Origin of the sequence: Parabacteroides chongii (assembly GCF_029581355.1) — a bacterium.
In the GTDB taxonomy this organism is placed as follows: Bacteria; Bacteroidota; Bacteroidia; order Bacteroidales; family Tannerellaceae; genus Parabacteroides; species Parabacteroides chongii.
The window spans coordinates 5748613-5768272 of record NZ_CP120849.1; the positions used below are offsets into that span (position 1 = coordinate 5748613).

Annotated in this window: 17 protein-coding genes; 9 read left to right on the top strand and 8 right to left on the bottom strand. The window is 47.0% G+C overall.

Features of this window, described 5'->3' with window-relative positions; translation table 11 throughout:
- Positions 1-36 precede the first annotated feature (36 nt).
- From P3L47_RS22155 to P3L47_RS22165, 3 genes are all read left to right on the top strand, one after another.
- Positions 37-1347, top strand: a complete 1311-nt coding sequence (locus tag P3L47_RS22155; RefSeq protein ID WP_277782153.1) for an alginate export family protein — start codon at positions 37-39, stop codon at positions 1345-1347.
- 63 nt (positions 1348-1410) lie between these two features.
- Complete coding sequence (locus P3L47_RS22160) at positions 1411-2076, top strand: Crp/Fnr family transcriptional regulator (RefSeq protein WP_277782154.1); 666 nt, start codon at positions 1411-1413, stop codon at positions 2074-2076.
- 82 nt (positions 2077-2158) lie between these two features.
- On the top strand, positions 2159-3499 hold the full coding sequence (locus tag P3L47_RS22165; RefSeq protein WP_277782155.1) for a sigma-54-dependent transcriptional regulator: 1341 nt from the start codon (positions 2159-2161) through the stop codon (positions 3497-3499).
- A gap of 89 nt (positions 3500-3588) precedes the next feature.
- On the opposite strand, the gene P3L47_RS22170 is transcribed toward P3L47_RS22165, so the two are convergent.
- The 4 genes from P3L47_RS22170 to P3L47_RS22185 all read right to left on the bottom strand — a co-directional run bounded on the left by P3L47_RS22170 (position 3589) and on the right by P3L47_RS22185 (position 7977).
- Complete coding sequence (locus P3L47_RS22170) at positions 3589-4257, bottom strand: chloramphenicol acetyltransferase (protein ID WP_277782156.1); 669 nt, start codon at positions 4255-4257, stop codon at positions 3589-3591.
- 107 nt (positions 4258-4364) lie between these two features.
- Positions 4365-4874: an RNA polymerase sigma factor gene (locus tag P3L47_RS22175; protein WP_122363302.1), complete on the bottom strand. Its 510-nt coding sequence runs from the start codon at positions 4872-4874 to the stop codon at positions 4365-4367.
- A gap of 259 nt (positions 4875-5133) precedes the next feature.
- Positions 5134-6354: a sugar MFS transporter gene (locus tag P3L47_RS22180; RefSeq protein ID WP_277782157.1), complete on the bottom strand. Its 1221-nt coding sequence runs from the start codon at positions 6352-6354 to the stop codon at positions 5134-5136.
- Between the two features lie 117 nt (positions 6355-6471).
- A complete protein-coding gene (locus P3L47_RS22185; protein WP_277782158.1) occupies positions 6472-7977 on the bottom strand; it encodes a DUF4153 domain-containing protein in 1506 nt (501 codons plus the stop codon).
- 118 nt (positions 7978-8095) lie between these two features.
- On the opposite strand from P3L47_RS22185, the gene P3L47_RS22190 reads away from it, so the two are divergent.
- Positions 8096-8575 carry a ferritin gene (locus tag P3L47_RS22190; protein WP_199715791.1) on the top strand — a complete coding sequence of 160 codons (480 nt, stop codon included), beginning with the start codon at positions 8096-8098 and terminating at the stop codon, positions 8573-8575.
- Between the two features lie 82 nt (positions 8576-8657).
- On the opposite strand, the gene P3L47_RS22195 is transcribed toward P3L47_RS22190, so the two are convergent.
- From P3L47_RS22195 to P3L47_RS22210, 4 genes are read right to left on the bottom strand one after another with little or no spacing between them, the layout of a single operon-like run.
- Positions 8658-9434: an SGNH/GDSL hydrolase family protein gene (locus P3L47_RS22195; RefSeq protein ID WP_277782159.1), complete on the bottom strand. Its 777-nt coding sequence runs from the start codon at positions 9432-9434 to the stop codon at positions 8658-8660.
- Entirely contained in the window at positions 9382-10320 is a 939-nt protein-coding gene (locus P3L47_RS22200) for a glycine betaine ABC transporter substrate-binding protein (RefSeq protein WP_277782160.1), read from the bottom strand. Before P3L47_RS22200 ends, P3L47_RS22195 begins: the two co-directional genes overlap by 53 nt.
- A 36-nt stretch (positions 10321-10356) precedes the next feature.
- Positions 10357-11172 carry an ABC transporter permease gene (locus P3L47_RS22205; protein WP_277782161.1) on the bottom strand — a complete coding sequence of 272 codons (816 nt, stop codon included), beginning with the start codon at positions 11170-11172 and terminating at the stop codon, positions 10357-10359.
- Positions 11169-12395 (bottom strand): quaternary amine ABC transporter ATP-binding protein, encoded by a 1227-nt coding sequence (locus P3L47_RS22210; protein WP_122363307.1) that lies wholly within the window; start codon positions 12393-12395, stop codon positions 11169-11171. The genes P3L47_RS22205 and P3L47_RS22210 overlap by 4 nt, the downstream gene beginning before the upstream one ends.
- 1061 nt (positions 12396-13456) lie before the next feature.
- On the opposite strand from P3L47_RS22210, the gene P3L47_RS22215 reads away from it, so the two are divergent.
- Genes P3L47_RS22215 through P3L47_RS22235 form a run of 5 tightly spaced genes read left to right on the top strand, consistent with a single transcriptional unit; the run spans position 13457 to position 19569 of the window.
- Entirely contained in the window at positions 13457-14305 is an 849-nt protein-coding gene (locus P3L47_RS22215; protein WP_122363308.1) for a DUF3298 and DUF4163 domain-containing protein, read from the top strand.
- 9 nt (positions 14306-14314) lie between these two features.
- On the top strand, positions 14315-14935 hold the full coding sequence (rsmG, locus tag P3L47_RS22220; protein WP_122363309.1) for a 16S rRNA (guanine(527)-N(7))-methyltransferase RsmG: 621 nt from the start codon (positions 14315-14317) through the stop codon (positions 14933-14935).
- The gene (locus P3L47_RS22225; RefSeq protein WP_277782162.1) at positions 14932-15570 is read left to right on the top strand and encodes an MBL fold metallo-hydrolase; all 639 of its coding nucleotides are present in this window, start codon (positions 14932-14934) and stop codon (positions 15568-15570) included. The genes rsmG and P3L47_RS22225 overlap by 4 nt, the downstream gene beginning before the upstream one ends.
- A gap of 14 nt (positions 15571-15584) precedes the next feature.
- Positions 15585-18437: an aminomethyl-transferring glycine dehydrogenase gene (gene gcvP, locus P3L47_RS22230; protein WP_277782163.1), complete on the top strand. Its 2853-nt coding sequence runs from the start codon at positions 15585-15587 to the stop codon at positions 18435-18437.
- A 16-nt stretch (positions 18438-18453) separates the two neighbouring features.
- Positions 18454-19569 (top strand): glycoside hydrolase family protein, encoded by a 1116-nt coding sequence (locus P3L47_RS22235; RefSeq protein ID WP_277782164.1) that lies wholly within the window; start codon positions 18454-18456, stop codon positions 19567-19569.
- Positions 19570-19660: the final 91 nt, after the last annotated feature.

Genomic DNA, 19660 nt, shown 5'->3' on the forward strand with positions numbered 1-19660 from the left:
AAGCAAATAAAAATATCAACTTTAAATAGAAACGATATGAAGAAACGGGTGATTGTTTTTTCCGGGCTTCTGTTACTAGGCTCGGTGTGGATGAAAGCAGATGAAAATGAAACATCCAAAGAGAAAGAGAATACCTTCTCGATGAGTGCGCAGATACGCCCCAGGGCGGAATACCGCAACGGAGTATTAAATCCCCGTAGCGAAGGACAGGGACCGGCAGGCTTTATCAACAACCGTGCCCGTCTTTCTATGAATTACGAGCGACAGAACCTCTCGCTGGGCCTTTCCGCACAGCATGTCGGTGTCTGGGGACAGGACCCGCAGATAGATAAGAACGGTCGCTTCATCCTGAACGAGGCGTGGGCCCAACTGGATTTCGGCTACGGCCTGTTTGCCAAGCTCGGCCGCCAGTCTCTGATCTACGACGACGAACGTATCCTCGGCGGACTGGACTGGAATATTGCCGGTCGTTATCACGACGCTCTCAAACTCGGTTACGAAAACAAAAAGAATAAACTCCACCTGATCCTCGCCTTTAATCAAAATAAAGAAACGGAAATCGATGGTACGTATTATGCTCCGGGTGCACAGCCTTATAAGAACATGCAGACGTTATGGTACCAGCATATTGCCAGCAAAGAATTCAAAGCCTCTTTCCTGTTCATGAATCTGGGTCTGGAAGGCGGCGACACTGAAACAAAGAAATCCGATACCCAGTTTATGCAAACGATGGGTACCAACCTCTATTACCAGCCGGGAGCCTGGACTTTCGGCGGTACGTTCTATTATCAGTCCGGAAAGAATGCCGGCAAACGCGACGTTTCCGCTTTCCTCTGGGCGTTGAATGCCGCTTATAAATTCAATTCACAGTGGAGCCTGGGTATCGGCAGCGATTACCTGAGCGGTGCAGGCACTGCGGACGGTCCCGATGCCAAATACAAGGCTTTCGATCCGTTATACGGAACGCATCATAAGTTCTACGGTGCTATGGATTATTATTATGCCACACCGTTTAAGGAGAACTTAAATCCGGGCTTGTGGGATAACCTGGTAAAAGTAGCTTACAACGCTTCCTCAAAGGTAAACCTTGCCCTGACGTATCATTACTTCTCGACCACCAGTGATCTTACCATAAACAGCAAGGAGCTCGATCGCGGTCTGGGTTCCGAACTCGACCTGCAGGTCGACTGGCAGATCATGAAAGACGTGAAGCTCTCCGCCGGTTACTCCACCATGTTCGGAACATCGACGATGGAAGCCGTCAAAGGTGGCAGCAAAGACAGCTGGCAGGACTGGGGATGGTTGTCGATCAACATTAATCCAAGAATATTTACTGCCAAATGGTAGTTTGCAGTATCGGAAATGTTCTTATCTTTGTATGGAACATTTCCAATACTAAATCAATGCCGAATGAATATAACCGATATCTTTAAAATACCACTGTTCCGGAATTTTACGCAGAAGATGCAGGACGAGTTTCTGGAAAATATTGAATATACTATTGAAGAGCATTCGAAAGGAAAAACCATTATCCACCAGGGCTCTCCCTGTCATGCCATACATGTATTGCTGAAAGGTAAGCTGAACGTAGATGTAGTCGATGTTTCAGGAGGTGAAGTACGGGTTGAGGTCATTAAGGCACCCAGAACTTTTGCCACTCCGCATGTGTTCGCTGAGAAGAATCAGTTCCCTGCCACCTTCTCTGTCGAGGAAGATGTCGTTCTGATGAAGATACCCAAAGAATCTTTCTTTAAGGTCATGCATACCACGCCTCTTTTACTCCATAACTTCCTTTGTGTCAGTACGAGTTGCAACAAATGCACAATGACCCGCCTGCGTGTTTTATCTTTCCGTGGTATCCGCAGCCGTTATATCTATTATTTGCTCGACCATCTGAAGGAAGGTGAAGATATCGTTGAGATGGAACACAACCAGGTGCAGCTCGCCGAATACTTCGGAGTCACCCGCCCTGCCCTTTCCAAGGAAATCGGCAAGCTCGTAGAGAGCGGATTCATCAGCCTGGGCAGAGGAAAGGTGAAGATCCTAAACAAGCAAGCCCTGATAAACCTGCTGTAGCCTTTCATATTATTCTTTTGCATCCCCTTGCGGAAAAAAATAATCATCGTACATTTGCGATGGTTATCAGAAAGCGGACAAGATGGGAAAAGTATTGATTATTGACGACGAAAAGCAGATTTTAGGTTTATTATCACGGATCATCGGACTGGAAGGATACGATGTTCTCCAGGCGGCCACCTGCAAGGCGGGTCTGAAACAACTGGAGCAGCATACGCCCGAAGTAATCCTGTGCGATGTCTGCCTGCCCGACGGCAGCGGCGTCGAACTTGTCAGCGAACTAAAGAAGCTGCGCCCCCTCTCCGAAGTCATTTTACTGACGGCGCACGGTAATATCCCCGACGGCGTACAAGCCATCAAGAACGGTGCTTTCGATTATATCACCAAAGGCGATGATAATAACAAAATACTCCCCTTGATCGCCAAGGCGATGAAAAAAGCCTCCGCCGCTTATCAGCAAAGCAAGCTGTCCGCCTCGCCGGTCGGCAAGCAATACTCGTTCGACACCATCATTGGCAAATCGCCAGCCATCCAGGAAGCGATTGCCCTCGCCCGCAAGGTTGCCCAGACCGATGTGCCTGTTCTCCTGACAGGTGAGACCGGGACGGGAAAGGAAGTCTTCGCCCAATCCATCCACCAGCACAGTACCCGGAGCGGAAAAGCCTTCGTTGCCATCAACTGCTCTTCTTTCAGCCGTGACCTGTTGGAGAGTGAGATGTTCGGACACAAGGCCGGAGCCTTTACAGGTGCATTGAAAGAGACAAAAGGTCTTTTCGAAGAGGCGGACAACGGCACGATCTTCCTCGACGAGATCGGGGAAATGGCTTTCGACCTGCAAGCCAAGCTGCTCCGTATCCTTGAAACCGGCGAGTTCATCAAGATCGGCGATACACGTCCTGTCAAGGTCAATGTGCGCGTCATAGCGGCAACCAACCGTGACTTGTCGAAAGAGATTGCCGAGGGACATTTCCGGGAGGATTTATTTTACCGCCTGTCGGTTTTCCAGATCCATCTGCCGGCGTTACGGGAACGTGCGGAGGATATTCCGCTGCATGTGAAGGCTTTCGTCTCCGCCTTGTCTGCCAGGATGGGAAAAGAGATCAAGACAATCTCGCCGGATTACATTGATCTGCTGAAAAAAAATCAATGGAAAGGGAATGTGCGTGAGCTTCGCAATGTGGTGGAGCGCAGTCTGATCATTGCCGACGGCGATACGCTGGATACGGATTCGCTGCCGTTGAATATACAACGGGCAGATGCGGTAGAGACAGAGGCTTATGCCGGATTCGATCTGAGCGGCGTTGAGAAGATGCATATTCAGAAGGTGCTGAAATATACGAAAGGGAACAAGACGGAGACTTCGCGGCTATTGGGGATCGGGTTGACAACGCTTTACAGGAAGATTGAGGAATATGGGTTGTGATCGGATTTGACACACCCCCTGCCCCCTCTCCAAAGGGCAGGAAGATACTCCTGTCGCTAGATGGGGAAAGAGTTATGAGGGGCGTCCGGTTATTGTAAATATGCTTCTACCTTCTGAAAAAAGGTTGCCAGGTGCGCACCGTCGACAAAACCATGATGCACGTTGATGGCGACAGGCATCACCAGCCTGCTATCCCTTACAACCGCCTTGCCGACATTCAGTAACGGATAACTGCTACCGCTCGGCCGCTCCTGCGTATGAGTCATTGAAGTAAAATAAAGGTCGGGCGTAGCACTTACCAGAATGACGCTGTATCGCTGGTCCTCCGAAGAGCCGTTTTCGGTTGCGTACGGATCACCGTCTTCCGGAATGGAGTCGATGATATGCCGTGCTTCGCGGTGGAAGTCCCCGAAATCCTCTTTCCAGGGAATCCTGACCGTATAAAACTTCCCATTCGCATGCATCCGGACAGGGCACAACACATCGACTGTCTCGAAATAGAGGATCTGTCCCTTGTTATCCACGCGGAACCGAAGCTCTTTGATCTCGTTTGCTGCCCGCAGGATTGCATATAAGTAATGCAGGAAGAAGGACTCTCCGTTCGCTTTCGCCTTTTCGCGCGCGACACTGCATTCTACTTCGGAAGTGATGGTGATACAGGGATTCAGGAAGTTTCTGAAGAAATTAAAGTTATCTTTCCGTTCCCACGATTCGATATCAATGATCTGCCTTCTGGGAAAAGTCGCTTGCTTATCCATTCTATACTAAGTTTAATTGATTGCCTGCAAAGATAGGTATTTCATCCGCCATAAAAAATGGAGCATCTTTACAGATGCTCCATTTTTTGTATCGGGAAAATACCGGTTTATGCATAACGAAAATCTTTCAAAGCTTTCTGTAATTCCTGACGGGCAAAAAAGATACGACTTTTGATAGTTCCCAACGGAAGATCCAGCTTCTCTGCAATTTCATGATATTTATAACCGCTCAGATACATGGAGAAAGGTACTCTCAAGTCATCGTTCAATTGTTCGATGGCTTTTGATATTTCCTGCATCTGATAGGCCTTATCAGGAGATTCAAACCCGGAGTCGTTCGTGACATCCAAGTTATACAGATCGGCACCCGAATCGATAACCGTCTGTGTACGTACTACTTTATGATAGTTATTTATGAAAATATTACGCATCACTGTCAAAACCCATCCTTTGAAGTTGACATTGTCAACAAACTTTTCCTGGTTGCTTAACACCTTCAGTGTCGTGTCTTGCAACAAATCCTCGGCATCATTGCGGTCGGCAGTGAGCATGAGAGCGAAATTCATCATGTTTTCTTGTAAGCTCACTAGTTTTTGTTGGAAATGGAAGGCATTCATACTTATTCAATTTTATGTTTGTAAAAATTATTTGTTGCTATAAATCAGTAACAAATACAATACAAATATAAGAAACTTTATGATACGATCTCACTTCATTGGCATACATTAATAATTAAGGCGTGATCTTAATATATTTATACTTAAAACTACTGATTATGAATAATATCTACAAGTTCGTGATCACAAAATACAATTACCGCAAAGAACTAGACACCTTATCTTATGAAATACATGACAGCTGTAGAATGAAATCTTTTTATTTCCGGCATTTGATTGCGAAATATAATATGTATAGGAATGCGACCAGTGGGACGAAAAATCCGATCGCCATATTGTTTTCGCCGATGTATCCCATCAGCATCGGGCTGAAAGCACCTCCGGCAACGCCCATCACAATATAAGAAGAAGCCTTTTTGGTGTAAGTACCCATCCCCTCCAGTCCTAGTGCGAAGATCGTCGGAAACATGATCGACATAAAGAAGAAAGAAATATATAATGCATACAATGAAATCGTTCCTGCAGAAACAATCACCAATGCCATGCAAACCGCATCCGCCAGCGCAAACCAGGTCAGCAGCTTTCCGGGCGACATCCATTTCATCGTGAAACTGCCGGACAGACGGCCGATCATAAACAATGCCATCCCACCGAATGCAAGTATCCGTGAAGCCTCGACATTCGTCATTTCCGGGTTCGCCTCCGTTACATAATTAATAAAGAAGCTGAAAATACCTGTCTGTGCCGCACAATAACAGAACTGTGCCAATACCGCCCGCACAAACTGTCCGTGCCGCCACATGGAAGTAGCCGGAAGTTCCGCATCGTCGGCAGCCTCCTCCAGTTCCTCCGTCTTCACTTCCGGCAGACGTGTGAAGAAGAACAGGACAGCTACCAGCAACACGACGCAGCCTACCAATATATAGGGCTTTGTCAACGTGAAAGGATCATCCTGCGCCCCACCGAAGATCAATGCTCCGCCAACCAGCGGGCCTAATATCCATCCCAATCCGTTGAACGACTGCGAGAGATTCAATCGTTGTGCACCCGATTCTGCCGGACCGAGTATGGTTGAATACGGATTTGCAGCCGTCTCCAAAATACATAATCCGCAGGCGATAACAAACAACGCCACCAAAAAAGGGGTTGCCGAATGCAGGAAAGCGGCAGGTATAAAAGCAAAAGCACCCGCAGCAAAAAGCAGCAACCCGAGGATAATGCCTTGCTTATAACCGTAACGTTTCATAAACATACCCGCAGGCAGCGCCATCAGGAAATAAGCGATGTAGGTAGAGAATTGCACCAGGCCGCTTTCGGCTTTCGTCATGGTGAAAGCTCCCTGGAAATGTTTATTCAGAACGTCCAGCAATCCGTGTGCAAATCCCCACAAAAGGAACAGGCTCGTGATCAGGATAAACGGGATAAGGTAGGATTTGCCGTTCGGGGCGGCGAATAAGCTTTGTTTGTTTTTCTTTTCCATCTGATTATTTTTGACAATATCTTTTCATAACTTCATTTTTAAGGACTGCAAAGATACGGTTTTCATTGAATAAACGAAGATGTTGAAAAACAGCATGACTGTATGTGCATGCCGTTTTCAGTCTTTCTTCTTCAGATAAAACGAAGGTGTCATATAAGATATTGTATACGCCGAATCGACGGAAGGACGATACAAATGAATACTCTGAAAAATCAGCTTTGCCGAATCCATATCTAAAACAAGCAGATTGGGGAAAGCGGCTTCCGGTATCGTATCCGTCGGATTTACTCCGGCTTTCTTTAGTTGTCCCTCCCAAAAAGAAGACAGGGCTTCGCTGTACACAACAGCCTTGTCTTTGTTAAATAAACGTAATGTATCGTTGTTGTTGATGGTGTACATGCAATTATCGTTCTGATAGCCTGTCACAGGGATCAGCAACTGGTAACCGGAAAGATCGATCGGATACTTGTTGTCTATCTCCATATAGGAATACCGGTCGTAACGTCTCTCATTCCCCGGCTCGTTCTCCCTTCCCTCTTGCGAAATCCTTTCGATATCCTTTGCCGTGATGCCCGGAATATAAGTAACCGCCGACAGCAGGACGACCGACAGACATGCGGCATACAAATACCTGCCCCACCGTTTCGTCAGGAACAGCACGACCAGTCCGGTCAGTATCCCTCCCACTGCGACCAAATAAACACGGGGTTCCGTAAAGCCGTACTGGTTGATACGGTAATAAGTCCCGATCCAGTACATCACCAGCGCGGGCAATACCACCCAGCTGGCGTATTTATAAAACCAGTCGTAATACCTTTTGGAAAGGAACACCTGACATCCTTTCAATATAAATGTAGCCGAAATAAAACTGACTACGATATAAGCTACCGCTCCTTTCGGCAATGACCATAGCACGGCTACCTTAATAAAATAGAGGTACAATATCACCGCATAGATCAGCAGCACGGGTGAAAGGACATAGTTCAGCAAGACTTCAAACAGCCGGTTGCGGCTCTCGTCCCTCTCCTCTTTCTCCTGGTTGAACATTAAAAACAGCAAAGGCATCCCGCACATAAATATCAGATACGCAGCCTCGGTGTAGAACCATCTGTAACTGTCTTCCCATATTTCAAAGATATATCGTATGGAAGCATTGATGGATATCGCCAGCAGATAGGCGACTCCGGCAAGCAGTCCGGCTGACAGCATCGCTTTGAGATAGCGCAGGGCAATACGGACAAAATCGTCATTGTCGCGTTTCCAGCCGCTTATGAGGTAGACGAGCTGTATCACGACCAGCGAGACCAGATAGGTCGGTGTCCAAATGGCTGTATCCGTCATCCAAAGGAACGGTATAAAGAAGAACGCGGAAAGATAATATATGGGACGCAACCGGATAGCTGCAGCCGGACTACCCGGCTTTGTCAGGCCGTTCAGCGTATAGGTCGCCAAAAACAGGATCGGAAAATAGGACAGCGGTCCCACGAGGAAGTCGTATTCATACCCGCTCTCGAAATGAACACATCCTGCCAGGCTGAAAACGACTGACATGAAGACTTCTACCGGATGTTGTCTGACTGCCGAACGCAGGCGGATCATGATGGCTTCTATTTTCTTTTTCATACGATCTGATGTTTATAGATATAAAACGAAGATAAGAACTTCTTATTTTTGGAACAAATCCGATAGCTGTTTGTTTTATTATAAAATCAATAAACATAATATAAAACATACAACTATGATTTTAAGTAGAAAATTATCCGATGCTCTCAATGAGCAGATATTGGCAGAGATGTGGTCTTCCAATCTTTATTTATCCATGTATATCCATTTTAGCCAGATCGGTCTGGACGGCTGTGCACATTGGATGAAAAAGCAATCACAGGAAGAACTGGAACATGCGTATAAAATGATCGATTACTCCATTCAGCGTGGCGGACAGGTGAAACTGGATCAGGTCAATGTGGTTCCGACCGCTTTCGGTACACCGCTGGAAGTATTCGAGCATGTTTATTCGCACGAAGTACATGTATCGGAGCTGATCGACAAGCTGGTAGACATCGCCCACGCTGAAAATGACAAGGCTACGCAGGATTTCCTTTGGGGATTCGTTCGTGAGCAGGTGGAAGAAGAAGCTACAGCCAAGAACATCGTCGAAAAGCTGAAGCTGTACGGCGAACATCATGTGGCGATCATGGATCATCATCTCGCCAAAAGATAGAGACACAACATCCTATTACTTACTATAGACTTTTATATGAAAGCACCGGATGCGGCTTTTCTGCCATTAAGCGGCATCCGGTTTATTCGACAGCCTTCAAAATGGCTTTCCCCCAAAACTCACCCAGCACCGCCGCGCCTTTCTCGTTGGGATGGAGATAGAAGGTTCCGGCATTCCCGTCTTCAGGGAAAAGGTCTGTCAGGTAGTTTTCCTTGAAATAATCGAATGCCTCCGTGTCGCCCATGAACACTTGTCCGGGGAAACGTTTGGCATATTCTTCCACGAGCGATTGCAGTACCGGATAGTAACTTTGCAAACGGTTCAGCCCCTCCTTCAGATACATTGCCCCGTTGTACGTGTTCGGACTGTACCATACCGGACGGTTCAGGACGATCTTGCAAGTCGGGTACAAGGCGAGCAACTGGTTGATGATGGCTTTCATGTTTTCCTCGTATTTCTCCGGCGAAGCGGGTGCACCGTTCGGACCGGTGATAGCGCTGTCATTCGTCCCCAGCATAATGGAGAAGATCAGGGTCGCCCAGGTTTCATCGGCAAACTTGTCGGCGGCGGCTCTCGCTTTCGGGAACAAGGTTTCCGTAGCCGGAAGATAATCCGTGGTCGTGCAGCCGCTTACTCCCTGATTGGAGTATTTGACCGATGTGACGGAGTGTTGTTTGGTCAGGTACAAGGCTGCTTTCACCGGAGGGGCATCGTGCGCAGGGTCTGCGATCAAAGCTCCGGCAGTAATGCTGTTTCCTATAAATATGATATTCATACTCTTTTTATTTTCCGCCTTCATAAAAGGGTTACTGATTGCCAGTCCCAGCAGCAGGCAGGCTATTTTCGCGATCTGTTTCATATCTGTTCAGTTGAGTTAGATTATTTGTCTGCGAAGATAAAAATAAATCAACTATTTCGGGGTGCTTTTTCAACCAAACTTTTGCGCCTTCCAGTTCGCGTAACGGATAGTCTTCCATGATGTTCATCAGTTCGCTCAACTGCTCGTTGGTGAATCTAAAGTTTTTGAAGAAGGCCGCCACAAATGGGTGCGTCTCGGAGAAGCCTTTGGTGGCAACGGCTGCAATATGCTCGGTATCGCCATAAACACCTTTGTCGTCGTCGAGGAACTTGAGGTCATAACGGGCGAACATCCAGTGGGGGGTCCAGCCTGTGACGACGATCCAGTCGTTATGCTCCACGGACTTCTGGAGGAAGGCGGTCATGGTCGGGCCGCTGGAAGGCATTAATTTGAGTTGCAGGCCGTAATCGTTTACGGCGTCTTCCGTCAGGTTCATCAGGCTGGCACCAATATCGATACCGATAATTTCGCCTTTGAAGCGTTCCTTATTGGCATTCAGTTCTTCGATCGTATTGATCGTCACGTAGGACGGGACGGCCAGACCTAAACGGGCGTTCTCAAAAGGGATGCCGATCGTTTCCAGGCGGTCGCCGTATTTCTTCATGTAGTCGACATGGGTATTCGGAAGCCAGGCATCCAGAAAGAGGTCGACTTTTCCGGCTGCTACCGAGGTGAAGATCGGGGCGATGTCGGCATTCTTCAATATCACCTTGTAGCCCTGCTCCTCCAGCATCGCCTTGGCAAGATAACTCATGGCGATGCCTTCCGACCAGTTCACGTAGCCGATGGAAATTTCTTTCGGGTCTTTGGCACGGTTGCAGCTGACCAGGAACATCAGGACAGCCAGCAGCAGGATCAGGTTGATAAGTATAAATAATCTTTTCATATAAATTCTTTTATGGAGTGAATAACTAAGGGCCGCTTATTTCTTGCGGACAAATCCCTGGGTAATACGGTCGAGGATGATCGCGAGGATCACGACGGCAATGCCGCCTTCAAAACCGAGGCCGATCTTCATCTGGGTGATTCCTTTGAGGACTATCTCACCCAAACCGCCTGCCGAGATCATTGCGGCGATGACCACCATCGAGAGCGCCATCATGATTGTCTGATTGACGCCGGTCATAATCGTCGGCAATGCCAAAGGAAGCTGTACTTTGAATAGCAACTGTCCGGAGGTGGCACCAAAAGAACGGGTCGCCTCGACGATATCTTCCGGAACCTGCCGGATACCGAGGTCCGTCAGACGAACTACGGGCGGCATGGCGAAAATAACGGTCGCGAATGCACCTGGTACGGGTCCCAATCCGAAGAACAAAACCGCGGGGATCAGGTAAACGAAGGCGGGCATGGTCTGCATCAGGTCCATGACGGGGCGGATTATCTTGGCAGCAACCCGGTTACGCGCCGTCCATATTCCCAGCGGTACACCGAGGACCAGGGCAATCACGGTAGAGGACAGAACTAATGCGACGGTCTGCATAGTCTGTTCCCAAAAGCCCATTCCGTAGATCAGAAGCAACCCCAGTAGTGTCAAAGCGGCAGTCCCTTTTCCGGCTTTATACCAAGCCAATACGGTCAGGGCTGCAATCATTATAAAAAAAGGTATCCATAGCAGGCCGTTCTGGAAGGCATCGATAAAGCCTCCGATCAGGTTATTGACGACATCAAAAAAATGCGCCCAGTGTTCCGTCATCCAGTTGATGACGATTTCTATATATTTTCCGATATTGATCATAAATCTATTGCGTTTTGAATTATTTCTTCTATTTCTTTTTCGTCTTTTCCTGTCATTTCAATGATGATGGCGGACGGAGGGATAACGCCCAGCAAACGGTTGTTCTCATCGACTACCGGCAATGCCTGCCGTACTTTGGACAGCAGAGGGAGCATATCTTCCACAATGGTATTTTCGAGAACGGACGGGACTTCTTTTTTGATAATGGAGCCGATATCCTTCCCGCCTTCTTTCCGCAGGTTCAGTACATCTTTATAGTGTATCTCTCCGATGAATTGGTCATCATTGCCGATGACGGGCAGTGCGTAGAGGCGTCTTTCGCGCATCTTCCGGAGGATGGTTTCCGGACCGTCCCTTTTGATCCTGACAACAATGGGTTGCCTGAGCATGATTGACGAGGCTGTTACGATTCGGCCGCGGTCCACGCTTTCCGTAAAACGGGTGACGTAATCGTTGGCAGGGTCGGTCAGTATCTCTTCCGGTGTTCCCACCTGCACGATGACACCGTCTTTCATAATGGCGATACGGTCGCCCAGCTTGATCGCCTCGTCCAGGTCGTGGGTGATAAAGACGATCGTCCTTTTCATCTTCTCCTGCAAGAGCAGCAACTCGTCCTGCATCTGTTCACGGATCAGCGGGTCGAGTGCAGAGAAGGCTTCATCCATCAAAAGGACCTCGGGATTGTTTGCCAGGGCACGTGCCAGTCCGACGCGCTGCTGCATTCCGCCTGACAGTTCATCGACCCGCTGGTTTTCGTACCCTTTCAGACCGACCTGAAGGATGCTCTCCAGGGCTTTCTTTTCGCGTTCCTGCTTAGGGACGCCTTGCAATTCGAGGCCGAAGGATACGTTATTCAGGACGGTGCGGTGAGGTAGCAGGCCGAAGTGCTGGAAAACCATCGCCAACTCTTTTCGCCGTATCTGCAACAGTTCCTTGTCCGACGAACGGGTTATATCTATCCCGTTCACCCGAATCTCTCCCATTGTCGGCTCGTTCAGCCGGTTGATACAGCGTAATAAGGTCGATTTACCGCTGCCGGAAAGCCCCATAATGACAAACATCTCGCCTTCTTCTATTTCCAGGTTCGCGTTACGCACGGCAACGGTACAGCCTGTTTCTTTTAGTATTTCCTGTTTGCTTTTCCCTTTCAGGATCATCTTTTTCGCCCGGCTCTTTTCGGGACCGAAAAGGATGGATAAGTTTTTTATTTCTATTTTTGCCATATATTGATTATTACTTAGGTTTATGAAACAAGGGGGCGTGCTCCGGCTCAGACTGGCCGGACAAGCAAAATTCCTCTTCCGGACGCACGCAGTGAATCCGAAATGACTTTTTAATCGTAAATTTATCTGCTAATTTTAATACCTTAATGGTAGACCAAATTTTACCCTTTCGTCTATATAACAAGTAAGCCTTGAATATGTTCATTTATATCAGAAAGTTCATACAAATGGAGGCATCCGATAGGCTTAGTTTCAAGAAATAAAGAATTATCTTATTTTTGAATGAAATTACATGAAGAAGATCGTACCTGACGAAAGATGATAACCAATCATATTCAGGAAACCTATCGGTTGCCTGCTAAACAAAAGAAGCGTGGAAACTGTTGATATATAGACATTGAGGCTCTCGACAGGCCCCCCAACAATATATATAACAGTACCACGCTCTTATCCATATACACGAATCAATTTCTACAATTCTCTCGGTGTGTATAAATAGAAAAGAACATTTGCATTTACAGTACTATTATTTGTTGGGATGAAATTGTCGAGATTTCAATGTCAAATAATATTTAAAAACGCTTATGTCTAACTAACAAATTGCCCATGTTGCAACACCTTGCATTTCATGTGCGGAACAAAGATACACAGAAGATTCAAATAATCAATTTTTCGCTAAAAAATATATACATATCTTCTATTCCTTCCTCCAATTCCCAGACTCTACAAAAAGGACAACTTTTTTTATAACTTAGGTATAAGCCGAGTCAACCGATCTTATATATTAGACAGATAGTAGTCAACTAAAATCATTAAACTACATTGCTTAAAGTGTTTCATTAGGATGAAACAAGTGTTTCACCTAGTAGAAACAACTGTTCCACTAGGGTGAAACACTTTTCAGGTGAGCTTTTATATAAACACCGACTGTTTGATTCATTTCTGTTTTTAAGGATACTGAAAACTAATTTAGCACGAACTAATTTCGTTTATCTATTCGGTAATTCGGAGATAAACATGTACATTTGCATTTTAAAGTATTCAATTAAATCTGTATCACAATGAAGACGCAATTATGCCAAAAGCTTGTAGCTCTTTTTCTCATAAGTATAATTGTCAGCGGTTGTAACACCGGGACAAAAAAAACGGCGGATAATGATATTACATTCGATTCAATCAATGTGGACAAGACCTATCATCTTCTGGAAAACCCGGAGAATCCGAATTGTAACCTTCAGATAAATTTCACTTATCCAGCTAAATATGACGACAAAGAGATCCTGAAAAAGATACAGCAGCAATTTGTGTCTGCATACTTCGGGGACAGTTACGAAAAGTTATCTCCGGAAGAAGCGGTAGCCAAGTACACGGAGGATTATCTGAATAATTATAAGGACCTGGAGGGCGAATATAAGGAAGAAGTGGCAAAAGCCGATGAAACGCCGGTCGGAGCTTGGTTCTCTTATTACGAAATGTCTACCAACGATATTGTCTATAACCAGAACGATATCCTCAGTTACTCAATCTACGTAGAAAACTATACCGGAGGGGCGCATGGCTCGCATGCGACCGCCAACCATGTCATCAACATGAAAACCGGTGCCCCAATCACGGAATCCGATATTTTCATCGAAGATTTCCAGGACGACCTGGCGCAGATCCTTGTAGACCGGATCGCCAAACAGAACAGCGTGGAGAATGCCAAGGATCTGGAAAACATCGGTTTCTTCAGCATCGACGAGATTTTCCCGAACAACAACTTCCTGATCGACGAAAATGGGATTACCTATACATTTAATGAATATGAGATAGCAGCCTATGTGGTCGGAGCAACGAGTGTACATCTCCCCTATGAAGAGATACAATACCTGCTCAAAAAAGAGAGTCCGATCGCACATCTGGCATTTTAAATACAATCTATGGAACTGATAAAAACTTATTTTCCGGAGCTAAACGAAACGCAACTTGCACAATACGAAGCTCTGTACGACTTATATACAGACTGGAATGCAAAGATTAACGTCATATCGCGCAAGGATATCGAGAATCTTTATCCGCATCATGTGCTCCATTCGCTGGGGTTAACCAAGATGATGAAATTCAAAAATGGTTCTACTGTAATGGATATCGGTACGGGAGGCGGATTTCCGGGTATTCCGCTGGCTATCTTCTTTCCTGAAGTACAATTCCATCTGGTAGACAGTATCGGGAAAAAGATCAAGGTCGGGCAAGCCGTTGCCGAAGCGATCGGTTTGAAGAATGTCACTTTCCGTCATTGCCGCGCTGAAGAAGAAAAGCAACTGTTCGACTTTGTTGTCAGCCGGGCTGTTATGCCGCTGGGCGACCTGGTTAAGATTTCCCGTAAAAACATACGGAAGGAACAACAGAACGCACTGCCGAATGGTTTAATATGCCTGAAAGGCGGTGAGTTGGAACACGAAATACAGGCTTTTCGGAAACAAGCGATTGTTGTCGAGTTAGGCGACCATTTCAAAGAAGAATTTTTTAGTACTAAAAAAGTAGTTTACGTACCATTATGATCACAATAAAAGCGTTTGAGTTCAATTACTTCCAGGAAAACACATTCGTGTTGTATGATGATACCAAAGAGGCGGTTATTATCGATTGCGGATGCCTTCGTCCATCGGAAGAAAAAGAATTAAGTGATTTCATTGCAGAGAACAAACTGACGGTAAAGCATCTGTTATGTACTCACTTGCATCTAGATCATATCTTTGGTAATCCGTTCGTATTCAAAACATACGGGCTGTCACCGCAAGCGCACAGGCTCGATGTGGAACAGCTTCCGCCACCAGACAAGCAGGCGCAGGCATTCGGATTGCCGGGACATTATCAGCATATTCCGGTTCAGAAATTGTTGGTCGGCAATGAAGTGGTCAAGTTCGGCCATTCGGAGTTGCAGGTACTGACTGTTCCCGGTCATTCTCCCGGAAGCGTTGCCTTCTATAATAAGAAGAACGGTTTCGCCATCGTGGGAGATGCCTTATTTGCCGGAAGCATCGGACGTACGGACTTGTGGGGCGGCAATCAGGATGTATTGATCGCTGCCATCAACGATAAGTTGTTGTCACTGCCGGACGAAACGGTCATTTACCCCGGACATGGCCCGGAAACGAGAGTTATCGACGAAAAATTAAACAATCCTTATTTATAAACACATTAAATACTATGGACACAAATAAATTTGTAAACCGCCACGTCGGCATTGCAAAGGAAGATATTCCGGCTATGCTTGAAGCTATCGGTGTTAAATCGGTTGACGAACTGATTGACCAGACAATCCCGGCCAATATTCGTCTGAAAGAACCTCTGAACCTTCCGGAGCCAATGACTGAAAGGGAGTTTGCAGAACATATCGCAGAACTTGCCTCCAAAAACGAAGTCTTCACTTCTTACATCGGAATGGGATGGTATGACACAGTTTGTCCTGCTCCTATCCAGCGTAATGTTTTTGAAAATCCGGTATGGTACACTTCATATACCCCGTATCAGGCAGAAGTTTCTCAGGGACGCCTCGAAGCGTTGCTGAACTTCCAGACTGTCATCAGCGAACTGACAGCTCTGCCCCTGACCAACTGTTCTCTGCTGGACGAAGCTACCGCAGCAGCAGAGGCTGCCACGATGTTTTACGGAACTCGCAGCCGCGCACAGGCAAAGGCAGGAGCTAACACTTTATTTGTAGATGAAAATGTTTTTGAATCTACATTGGCCGTGATCCGAACACGTATGGTTCCGCAGGGAATCAATGTTGTGGTCGGCAATTACAAGACATTTACATTCACCCCTGAAGTATTCGGTGCGATCGTACAGTTCCCGAATGCAGACGGTTCGGTTGAAGATTACAAAGAATTCATCGCGAAAGCCAATGCGAACGAAACCCGTGTTGCCGTAGCTGCCGACCTGATGAGCCTGGTATTGCTGACTCCTCCGGGAGAATGGGGTGCCGATGTCGTATTCGGTAGCAGCCAGCGTTTCGGTATACCGATGTTCTACGGCGGTCCTTCTGCTGCATTCTTCGCTACGAAAGATGAATACAAACGTGCTATCCCGGGACGTATCATCGGTATCTCGAAAGATGCTTACGGACACCCGGCTTACCGTCTGGCTTTACAAACACGCGAACAGCATATCAAACGCGAAAAGGCGACCTCCAACATCTGTACCGCACAGGCTTTACTGGCAACAATGGCCGGATTCTACGCTGTATATCACGGAGCAGATGGGTTGCGCAACATCGCCGGACGTATCCATGCTTCTGCCGGATTCCTGGCTGCCGAATTGGAAAAGTTAGGCTACAAACAGCTGAATAAAGATTATTTCGATACCTTGAAGATCGAACTACCTGCCAACGTATCCGTCAACGCGCTCCGCGAGATCGCATTGGAATGCAAGGTGAACCTTCGCTACTTCGAAGGCGGTCAAGTAGGCATCAGTATCGACGAAACAACACAGCCTACGGATATAGGCGTATTGTTGTATATCTTCGCCGGTGCTGCCGGAAAAGATTATATGCTGGAAGAAGCGATCCCGGAAAAGACTTATTTCGATCCGAAATTCGCCCGTACTTTGGACTTCCTGCAAGAAGATGTATTCAAGAAATATCGTACGGAAACCGAGTTGATGCGTTACATCACCCGCCTGGGACGCAAAGACGTATCGCTGGCTCAGTCAATGATCTCTTTGGGATCATGTACGATGAAGCTGAATGCTGCTTCTGAAATGCTTCCGTTAAGCCGGGCTGAGTTTATGAATATTCACCCGTATGCCCCGGAAGAACAGGTAGAAGGTTACAAAGAGCTGATCGAGAACCTATGCTGCTACCTGGCTGAGATCACCGGATTCAAAGGTGTTACCTTACAACCGAACTCAGGTGCTGCCGGCGAATATACAGGTCTCCGCGTTATCCGCGCTTACCTGGAAAGCATCGGACAGGGACATCGCAATATCGTATTGCTGCCTGCTTCGGCTCACGGTACAAACCCGGCGAGTGCCATCCAGTGCGGTTATACGACTGTTACCGTTAAATGTGACGAGAACGGCAATATCGACCTGGAAGATTTCCGTGCCAAAGCGGAAGCCAACAAGGAGAACCTGGCTGCCAGCATGATCACTTATCCGTCTACACACGGTATTTTTGAAGCCGACATTAAAGAAATGTGCGACATCGTTCACGCTTGCGGCGGTCAGTTATATATGGACGGTGCCAACATGAACGCCCAGGTAGGATTGACAAATCCGGGAACCATCGGCGCAGACGTTTGCCACCTGAACCTGCACAAGACATTTGCATCACCTCACGGTGGTGGCGGCCCGGGTGTCGGTCCGATCTGCGTAGCCGAACATCTGGTTCCGTTCCTACCTTCTCATCCGGTAGCCTGGGGCAGCGATCTGAATACGGTTTCTGCCGCTCCTTACGGAAGTGCCGGTATCCTGCCGATCACATACGCTTATATCCGCATGCTGGGCACAGAAGGATTGGAAACCGTTACAAAAACAGCCATCCTGAATGCGAACTATCTGGCTTCTAAATTCAAAGATACGTACGGTATCGTTTATACAGGTGCCACAGGACGTGTCGGCCATGAGTTGATCCTCGAATGCCGCGGTGTAAAAGAAGCATCCGGTATCGACGAAGGCGATATCGCCAAACGTCTGATGGACTTCGGTTACCATGCTCCTACGCTCTCATTCCCGGTACACGGTACCCTGATGGTCGAACCGACCGAAAGCGAAAGCAAAGCCGAACTCGACCGCTTCGCCGAAGTAATGGACTGCATCTGGAAAGAGATCAAAGAAGTAGAAGAAGGTAAGGCATCCAAAGAAGATAATGTGCTCAAAAATGCTCCGCATCCTGAATACGAAGTAACAGCCGATGAATGGAAGCATGAATACCCTCGTAGTAAAGCAGCCTTCCCACTGGAATGGTTGCATGACAGTAAATTCTGGATCAATGTGGCACGCGTAGACAATGCATACGGTGACCGTAACCTGATTCCGACTCTCTGTGCTTGTGAAATTTAATAACAAACAAATCTGAATGAAAAAAGTATTTATCGCTTTAGCAGCCGTTGCCCTTCTGGCAACGGCTTGCACGAAAGCACCGGAATCAAAAATCAAAGTGTACGGCTGGCAAGGCGAAGGAGGTAACACGACCGAAGAGACCTTACAAGCCGATTTTAGTAAATGGAAGTCTCATGGCCTGGACGGTATGTGCTATAATGCCGGACACGACTTACAGAAAATTCAGCGTGCAGCGAAAGTCGCTCATGCAAACGGTATGGAATATCATGCCTGGATCCCTGCCATGCTGCAAGGAGGTATGGATTCAACCCTTTATGCCGTAAACCGTAAAGGTGAACCTGCTTACGAAGTACAGGCATATGTTCCTTATTACAAATGTCTTTGTCCGAACCATGAAGGTACGGCAGAATTCCTTACTGACCTGTATGGCAAAGTGGCTGATATCCCGGAAGTGGATTATGTCCACCTGGACTACATCCGCTATGTAGACGTGATCCTGGCAAAAGGTCTTTGGGAAAAATACGGCTTAGTGATGGATGAAGAATATCCGACTGCCGACTATTGCTATTGCGATAAATGTGTAGCCGACTTCAAAGCTACTACCGGCATCGACATCAAATCGGTTGAAGATCCTTCCAAATGCAAAGAATGGGCACAATTCCGCTGCGACCTGATCACAAAGCTGGTCGACCGCATTGCCGATACTGTTCACGCAAAAGGTAAGAAGGTAAGTGCTGCCGTATTCCCCGGTCCTGACTCTCATGCCAAATGGATGGTTCGCCAGGAATGGAACAAATGGAATATCGATGCATTCTTCCCAATGAACTACAACGATTTCTACCTGGAAGATGCTGCCTGGGTAGGCAAAGTGACCAAAGAAGAAGTGAACTCTGTCAAGGGAGAAAAACCTGTTTACAGCGGTCTGTTCATCTGTCGCGACTGGCAAAACAAAGCCAACATCAAAGATCCGGAAGGACACGGATTGATCCCGTCGGAGATTGAAGAAGCCGTTCGCGGATCAATGGAAGCCGGTGCAGCCGGTGTGGCTCTGTTCACACCAGGTAACATGACTGACGAACACTGGAAAGCTTTCGACAAGGCTATTCATCAAACTTACACTGTAAAGAAATAAAAAAAGACTTACACGAAATGTAAATACACGCAGGTATACGCAGCTCTAATTTTCTCATCTGCCTATACCTGCGTTTTACGTTTTATATTCT